The sequence below is a fragment of the Candidatus Competibacter phosphatis genome (genome assembly GCF_012939995.1).
Lineage (GTDB): Bacteria > Pseudomonadota > Gammaproteobacteria > Competibacterales > Competibacteraceae > Competibacter > Competibacter phosphatis.
In genome coordinates this window covers 24,142-31,061 of record NZ_SPMZ01000055.1, presented here as the reverse complement: position 1 = coordinate 31,061, position 6,920 = coordinate 24,142, and the positions used below count along the sequence as shown (strand labels likewise).

Genomic DNA, 6,920 nt, shown 5'->3' with positions numbered 1-6,920 from the left:
TTGATATGAAGAACATAATATCGAGCACCGAAACCCTCCGTCCCTCCGGTCCGCTCCGTGGATGTCGCCGCCCTTTCGCGCGAACTGGCCGCCTTGCCGGCGGTTCCGCCGACGGCGCGACCACGTACCCAGCGGGATCTGATCGAACAGTTACGCGAGCCGCTGATCGAGGCGTTGGTGGATCGCCACTACTCATTCGCGGCCTTGGCCGAGGTCTTGAGCCAGTGGGGCATCGATATCCGCCCCGATACCCTGCGCCGCTATCTCGGTCCGGTCGACCCCAACCGGAGGGTCTCACCACGGAGGGTCTCGCCACGGAGGGTCCCGCCAGCGGATCGACCGCCCGTGGGCGAACCGTCACCCGCATCGGCGGCACGGGACCCCGCGCCGAACGCGCCGCCACCGCGCGGAGGATCGCCCGATGCGATTGTCCGGCTGGACACCGCCTGGGCGGAGACGCCTCCGGAACCGCTCGTCCAGCCGCCGCGCGATCCGTCGGGCGAGCGGCCCGCCGATCCGCCGGTGGCCGCGCCCGGGACCTTCACGCCACGGCCCGAACGGCCCATCGACTGGTACAAACCGTCTTCCTAACTCCAAGGAGCACGCACGATGAACGAATCGATCCTCCCCCTGTTCTTGATCGGCGGCTGCAAGGGCGGCGTCGGCAAATCGATGGTCGGCGAGGCGCTGGTGGACGATCTCCTGCAACGCGGCCTACCGGTCTTATTGGTGGAAACCGATATCTCGGTGCCGGACGTGTGGCGGGCCTACCAAAACGTATCGGGTGTCCAGGCCCTGACCTTGGACCTGGACGAGGTCGATGGCTGGATCGTCCTGAGCACCACGCTCTCCCAGCACCCGCATCATGTGGTGGTGATCAATACGGCGGCCCGGAACGACCGAGGGATCGTGGCCCACGGTCCCCTGCTGACCAAGGCCCTGGCCAAGTTGAACCGTCCCCTGGTCACCTTGTGGGTGATCAATCGCCAGCGAGACAGCCTGGAGCTGCTGGAAGACTATCTGAAGATCATGCCCGACGCGCAAACGCACGTCGTCCGCAACGGACATTTCGGCCCGACCGAGAAGTTCGAGCTGTATAACACCTCGCCGCATCGCCAGCGCATCGAGGCGCGCGGCGGCCGGTCGCTGACCTTTCCGGACCTGGCCGACCGGGTGAGCGATGCTCTGCGCCTGGGGCGGCTGGCCATCTCCACGGCGCTGGATGAGCAACGCAACGACGGGCTTGATTTTGGCGGCCGCATTGAGCTGGAGCGCTGGCGCGAACAAACCCGGCTTGTTTTCGATGCCATCGTGCCGATGGCCAGACGCCCCACGGCGGATCAGTCCGCCGACGAAACCCACACGGCGACCGCTTGAACGCGGCCCGCGTCAACACGACTCCGCTTTCCCGATCTTGGAGGTCTTGATGAACGCACCGACTGAATCCGTAACCCGAGCCGCCGATGTCCCGCCCGGCCCCGCTCTCCACGAGAGCGCCTTTCAACAGGTCGTGGGCCGCTTGCCGAACGGAGCGGAACGGGCGCGGTTCGACGCGATCCGCGATGCCCTGCGGCTGCGCGACGACGATGCCGTGTGGACCCTCTTCGTGGCGCTGGAGTATTACCTGAACCTCTACGAGCGGTTTCCGGCCATGATCCGGGGCGCCGCGCGAGAACTGCTGATCGAGTGTAAAAACGAGAGCGACCAGAATATCGCCCAGGCGAAACAGCAGGTCCAACAGCGGACAGACGCCGCCGCCGTTGAGGTGGCGCAAGCGGCGGTCGCGGCGCACGCCTCGCTGGAGAAGACCATTCAACAGTCCGCCCGCCGGATCGCGCTCGCGGCCGGATTCGCCGCCCGCTGGCCCTGGATGCTGGGTGGCGCGGCGGCGATGGCACTGGTGGTGATCCTGGCCGGAACAATCGCCCTGGGTTTCGGGCGCCAGCAGGGCTACGCGGCCGGTTACACGGCGGGCTTTGCCGTGGCGATGCAACCGCAACGGCCCTCAACAGCCCCATCGGCGCGTGGGCGCTAGCCGCGATGCGAACCGCCTCGTTCTGCACCTATCGGGGTCCTGGCCGCATCCGCATTGCCCGCTGGGCGCCACGCGGCACGCCAGTCGGCTTCGCGGTCTACCGGCCTTTGAAGCCAACCGCGCCGATGTTGAAGCGGGACCGCGCCGAATACGAGCCGCTATATCAGGCGATCCTCGCTCGCTTGGACCCTCGTCAGGTGGTCGAAGACCTGCACCGGTTGGCCAACCCGCACGAGCCGGTGTTGCTGTGTTGGGAACGACCGCCGTTTTCGGAAACCGTCTGGTGCCACCGGTGGATGGTGGCCGCGTGGCTGGAACGTGAATTAGGGCTGATCGTCCCCGAGGTCGAGTTGTCTCCGAAGCCGACCGACGGGGTCCGCAACTGATCGGAACGGTAACCCCCGAGACCGCAATGGCGACATCCCGCATCGAGTGGACCGAGCAGATCTGGAACCCGGTCACCGGCTGCGCCAAGGTGTCGCCCGGCTGCAAGCACTGCTACGCTGAACGGATGGCGCTGCAGCTCCAGGCGATGGCCGCGCCGGGCTACACCAGGGGTTTCGCGCTGACCCTGCACGCAGACCGCCTTGATTTACCGCTCGGGCGGAAGAAATCCACCCTCTATTTCGTCTGCTCGATAGCCGATCTGTTTCACGAGGACGTGCCCGACGCCTTCATCGACCGGGTGCTGGCGACGATGCACCGCACGCCTTGGCATATCTATCAATTCTTGACCAAACGCGCTGAGCGACTGCCCGAGTTCTTCGCATCCCGCCCCATACCGCCGAACGTCTGGCTCGGTGTCACGGTCGAGGATCGTCGCCACGGCCTGCCGCGCATCGACCTGCTCCGCCAGGTGCCCGCCCGCGTTCGTTTCCTGTCGGTGGAGCCGTTGCTGGAAGATCTGGGACCACTGGACCTGCGCGACATCGATTGGGTGATCGTCGGCGGTGAGTCGGGACCGGAGGCTCGCCGGATGCGCGAGGAATGGGCCTTGTCGGTGCGGGATCAATGCCAGGTGACCGGCGTGGCGTTCACCTTCAAGCAATGGGGCACCTGGGGACTCGATGGAATCCGTCGTGATAAGAAGACCAACGGCCGGTTGCTGGCGGGCCGGTTGTGGGATGCGAGGCCCGAGATTGCGGGGGGCTTTGCTGTAACGGGTCAGCTTGGTGGTTATGGTGTTGATGATACACCGACAGTGGTTATAATAACCACCATGAACAGCGCGGACCTCATCAAGGAGCTGGAAAAAGCCGGCTGGACGCTGCGGGGCGTCAAGGGTTCGCATCACATCTACACCCATCCGGCGCGCGGCGGACACCTCAGCGTCCCGCACCCGAAAAAGGATTTGGGCGCGGGTCTCGCGCGCCAGCTGCGCAAACAGGCCGGTTTGATCTGAAGCGAGGGCCGCGACCGTGAAATTCGTCATCGCCATCGAACCGGGCGACGCCACCCACGCCTTCGGGGTGGTGGTGCCCGACCTGCCGGGCTGTTTCTCGGCGGGCGACACCTTGGACGAAGCCATCGACCAAGCCAAGGACGCCATCGATTTCCACTGCCAGACCTTGATCGAGGACGGCGGGGACGTGCCGCCGGCGCGCACGCTCGCCGAACATCGAGCCGATCCCGACTTCGCCGGCTGGATTTGGGCGGTGGTCGAAGTGCCGGTGGAGCGATATTTCGGTCCGGCCGAGAAGATCAACATCACCCTGCCCCGCCTGTTGCTGGCGCAGATCGACGAGCGCGTTCGCGCGCGCGGCGGGACCCGCTCCGGCTTTCTGGCCGAGGCGGCGCGCGCGGCGATGCGCTAGGGTCGAGTGGCCCAGTCGCCGAAACCTTTTACCGACCCTACCCCGATGGTCAAGCAATCTCGCGATTGGGTGGCGCAAATGCCGGAAGAACGGCAAGCGCGCATCGCGGCAAAACCCAGCGGCTGATCGACGAAATGCCCTTGCAAGCGCGCCGGCGGGCACTCGATCTCACCCAACAACCAGTCGCGGCCACGCTCGGCATCAACCCGATCGCCGTCTCCAAGATGGAAGGCCAGACCGATCTGTACGTGAGCACCTTGCGCCGTTTCGTCGAAGCGATGGGCGGCGAACTGCGCATCATGGCCCACTTCCCGCAAGGCACCGTCGAAATCAGCCAATTCAAGCGGGTGCCGGAACCGACCGAACCGGCGGCGGTGTAAAACGGGCGAGCGGCGTCGTGTCGGAACGCCTGGAAACGCGCTATCGCACCCGCCACCGTCAGGCGGGCCAAGCGGCGGTACATTCGACTTGAGGTCGCAGGGTACATCAACCCGCCACCCCGAACGGTGCCCCATGGCGCCGATAATCGGTGCCATTTAGCGACAAAAGCTACCCAATTGTCAGGGGCCGAACCGGATGGCGAAAAACGGAAGTTTTCCGCCATCCCCTGGCACACCGTCAGATTCGCCTAGCCCTCATCAACTCCCCCAAGCTGCTTATCTCACCCGGATTTTTATGCCCTCTTTACAGTGCCTTGAGCCCAGTATCCGCGAGCCGGCTCGCACGTATTTTCACCACTCTCCCCGCCCTCGATAAGCGTCGAGTAACAGCTGCCACAGCTTCGCCGCGCCTTCCACCATCTGCGTTTCGTCACCGGCAAGCGATGCCTGAATGACCAGACCTTGCACGGCACCGACGAACAGGACCGGCGCCAGTGTCGGATCAAGAGCGGGCGGCAGTTCACCGGCGACCTTTGCTTGCATGAACAGCCGGGTTAGCCGCTGGTGATACGCGTTGATCATGGCACGTACTTCGACGCGTACCGGCGAATCACCCGGGTACTGCAACTCGTGAAACAGGACGCGCGGCACACCTGGGTTTGCCACGACAAACGCCACATGTGCGAGAAACACCTGCTCGATTTTTGCGAGCGGCGAAGCCACTGTCTCGATCGCCGCCGTGATCGCCGCGCCGAGCGATTCACGGACCCAGCCAAAAACCGCCAGCCAGATGGCCAATTTGTCGGGAAAATGCCGGAAGATGGCCCCTTGGGTAAGGCCCATCCGGTCGGCGATCGCCTGGGTCGTAATCGCGTCCGGGCCGCGTTCCCGGGCCAGCGCGAGGACCGTGGCAACGATCTCCCGCTGCCGCTGATCAGTGGTCAAGCGCTGACGCGGCCTTGTATTGTGAATGGCTGGAGTGATCATGCTATAGAGGCGCTTGCTTTTTAGTAAGTAAGTAAATACTATTTTACAGACATTGCTGGTGGCTGGCAAGTCGGAGGATTCGAGGGAGAACCAAGCCCTGCATTTCCCGGAGTTTTTCGGCGCCGCGCCGCGGATCATCGTCCGTGACTCACTAGCCGAGGTTCTGGGCGTGGCCATGGGCAGCAGGGTCGGCCATGGCTCCATCGACGCAGTGAAACTCGCAGAGCATGCCGGCTTGACGGCATCGGCCTACTTGATGATCCGCGCCCCTAAGGCGGCGCTCTATCCCGATCCGCGAGCGGCGAGAGGGGATGAACGGCGTGGTCGCCAACATTGCGAGCTTGCTGGCCGGCGCCGCCGAGGACGCCGGCTTCAAGGGCATCAGCGGACGCTTCGACCAGCGTGAGTGATTGTGCTTCGACGTTGACCCGCTGGGGCGACTTCACTACAGGCGTGTTGATACTGGCGCCACAGTCACCGTATCCGCCCGGCTCGACCACGTTCCATCGGACCCACACATCGCTCTGCTCCTGAAGGAATGACAATGAACGATCAACTTGAACCTGATTGGGATCCGAGAGCCGAGAAGGTTTTGCGCGACCCGAGTGCGGCCTACGATGAAATGCGCGAACGCTGCCCTGTCGCCTACAGCGATTACCTGCAGTGGTCACTCTTCCGACATGAGGACATTACCCGTGTGCTCAACGATCACCACACGTTCAGCAATGTGGTGTCACGGCACCTCTCCGTACCCAACGGGATGGATCCCCCCGAACACACGGCCTATCGACGCCTTATCGAGTCGTACTTTTCTCCAGAACGGATGGAAGCGTTCGAATCCACTTGCCGGGAAATCGTCGCCGATCTGGTTCGGAACGCCCTCGCTGTCGGCCAGGTGGAACTGATGGCCGAGGTTGCCCTGCCCTTTGCGGTGCGTGTCCAATGCGCCTTTCTGGGCTGGCCACCGACTCTTCACGCCCCCATGGTGCTCTGGACCCAGAGAAAACACGAGGCCACACGGACTCAGGACCGCCAGGCCCTGTCTGAAATCGCGCGCGAGTTCGAGCGCTTCATCGATAGCCTGCTTGAAAGTCGCCTTCAGGCTGGAGCAAAGCCCGAGGACGACATCACCGCCGCGCTGATGCACGAAAAAGTGGGGGGACAGCTCCTGAGCAAGGAAAAGATGGTCAGTATCTTGCGAAACTGGACCGTCGGGGAGGTGGGCACGATCTCCGCGGCGGTCGGCATCCTGGCTCATGATCTTGCGCGGCACGCCGAGTTGCAGGAGCAATTGCGCGCTCAACCCGCCTTGTTGCCCGAGGCCATCGACGAGATCCTCCGGATTCAGGGTCCCCTGCCGGCCAACCGGCGCATCGCAACCCGCTCGGTGGAAATCAGCGGCCGAAAATTCAAGGCCGGCGAGCGGATTTCACTCATCTGGATCGCCGCCAACCGGGACGGCCGCGTCTTTGAGGACCCGCGGGCTTTCCGACTGAACCGCGATCCCAGTAAGAATCTCCTCTATGGCGCGGGCATTCACCGCTGTCCAGGCGCTCCGCTGGCCCGAATGGAGTTGCGACTCCTCATGGAGGCACTGCTCGAACGCACTACCGGCATTCAGCCCGTGCCGGACCAATGGCCGAGCCAAGCCGTCTACCCGGCGAGCGGGCTTGCTACTTTGCCCCTCCGGATCCGATAAGCGCC

Annotated in this window: 9 protein-coding genes; 8 read left to right on the top strand and 1 reads right to left on the bottom strand. The window is 64.1% G+C overall.

Translation table 11 applies throughout. From position 1 onward, the window contains the following. Positions 1 to 57: 57 nt before the first annotated feature. The 7 genes from E4P82_RS16425 (at position 58) to E4P82_RS16390 (ending at position 4,229) form a co-directional block, all read left to right on the top strand. Positions 58 to 591 carry a hypothetical protein gene (locus E4P82_RS16425; protein ID WP_169249895.1) on the top strand — a complete coding sequence of 178 codons (534 nt, stop codon included), beginning with the start codon at positions 58 to 60 and terminating at the stop codon, positions 589 to 591. A gap of 18 nt (positions 592 to 609) precedes the next feature. Further along, the gene (locus tag E4P82_RS16420; protein ID WP_246327641.1) at positions 610 to 1,377 is read left to right on the top strand and encodes a P-loop NTPase family protein; all 768 of its coding nucleotides are present in this window, start codon (positions 610 to 612) and stop codon (positions 1,375 to 1,377) included. 49 nt (positions 1,378 to 1,426) lie between these two features. Continuing rightward, positions 1,427 to 2,035, top strand: coding sequence for a hypothetical protein (locus E4P82_RS16415; protein WP_169249894.1), 609 nt, complete (start codon positions 1,427 to 1,429; stop codon positions 2,033 to 2,035). A 5-nt stretch (positions 2,036 to 2,040) separates the two neighbouring features. Next, a complete protein-coding gene (locus E4P82_RS16410) occupies positions 2,041 to 2,421 on the top strand; it encodes a hypothetical protein (RefSeq protein WP_169249870.1) in 381 nt (126 codons plus the stop codon). Positions 2,422 to 2,447: 26 nt separating this feature from the next. Beyond that, positions 2,448 to 3,437: a DUF5131 family protein gene (locus tag E4P82_RS16405; protein WP_211203180.1), complete on the top strand. Its 990-nt coding sequence runs from the start codon at positions 2,448 to 2,450 to the stop codon at positions 3,435 to 3,437. Positions 3,438 to 3,453: 16 nt separating this feature from the next. Then, on the top strand, positions 3,454 to 3,849 hold the full coding sequence (locus E4P82_RS16395; RefSeq protein ID WP_169249893.1) for a type II toxin-antitoxin system HicB family antitoxin: 396 nt from the start codon (positions 3,454 to 3,456) through the stop codon (positions 3,847 to 3,849). A 65-nt stretch (positions 3,850 to 3,914) separates the two neighbouring features. Next, positions 3,915 to 4,229: a helix-turn-helix domain-containing protein gene (locus E4P82_RS16390; RefSeq protein ID WP_246327640.1), complete on the top strand. Its 315-nt coding sequence runs from the start codon at positions 3,915 to 3,917 to the stop codon at positions 4,227 to 4,229. Between the two features lie 351 nt (positions 4,230 to 4,580). Here E4P82_RS16390 and E4P82_RS16385 read toward each other — a convergent pair whose 3' ends face one another. Beyond that, on the bottom strand, positions 4,581 to 5,354 hold the full coding sequence (locus tag E4P82_RS16385; protein ID WP_169249892.1) for a TetR/AcrR family transcriptional regulator: 774 nt from the start codon (positions 5,352 to 5,354) through the stop codon (positions 4,581 to 4,583). A 406-nt stretch (positions 5,355 to 5,760) separates the two neighbouring features. Here E4P82_RS16385 and E4P82_RS16380 point away from each other — a divergent pair, with 406 nt between their 5' ends. Continuing rightward, positions 5,761 to 6,915 carry a cytochrome P450 gene (locus tag E4P82_RS16380; RefSeq protein ID WP_169249891.1) on the top strand — a complete coding sequence of 385 codons (1,155 nt, stop codon included), beginning with the start codon at positions 5,761 to 5,763 and terminating at the stop codon, positions 6,913 to 6,915. Positions 6,916 to 6,920: the final 5 nt, after the last annotated feature.

Bases quoted from the DNA above. Each gene is read 5' to 3' on its own strand.
- E4P82_RS16420 (WP_246327641.1), top strand. From the start codon at position 610: ATGAACGAATCGATCCTCCCCCTGTTCTTGATCGGCGGCTGCAAGGGC.
- E4P82_RS16415 (WP_169249894.1), top strand. From the start codon at position 1,427: ATGAACGCACCGACTGAATCCGTAACCCGAGCCGCCGATGTCCCGCCC.
- E4P82_RS16410 (WP_169249870.1), top strand. From the start codon at position 2,041: ATGCGAACCGCCTCGTTCTGCACCTATCGGGGTCCTGGCCGCATCCGC.
- E4P82_RS16405 (WP_211203180.1), top strand. From the start codon at position 2,448: ATGGCGACATCCCGCATCGAGTGGACCGAGCAGATCTGGAACCCGGTC.
- E4P82_RS16385 (WP_169249892.1), bottom strand. From the start codon at position 5,354: ATGATCCGCGGCGCGGCGCCGAAAAACTCCGGGAAATGCAGGGCTTGG.
- E4P82_RS16380 (WP_169249891.1), top strand. From the start codon at position 5,761: ATGAACGATCAACTTGAACCTGATTGGGATCCGAGAGCCGAGAAGGTT.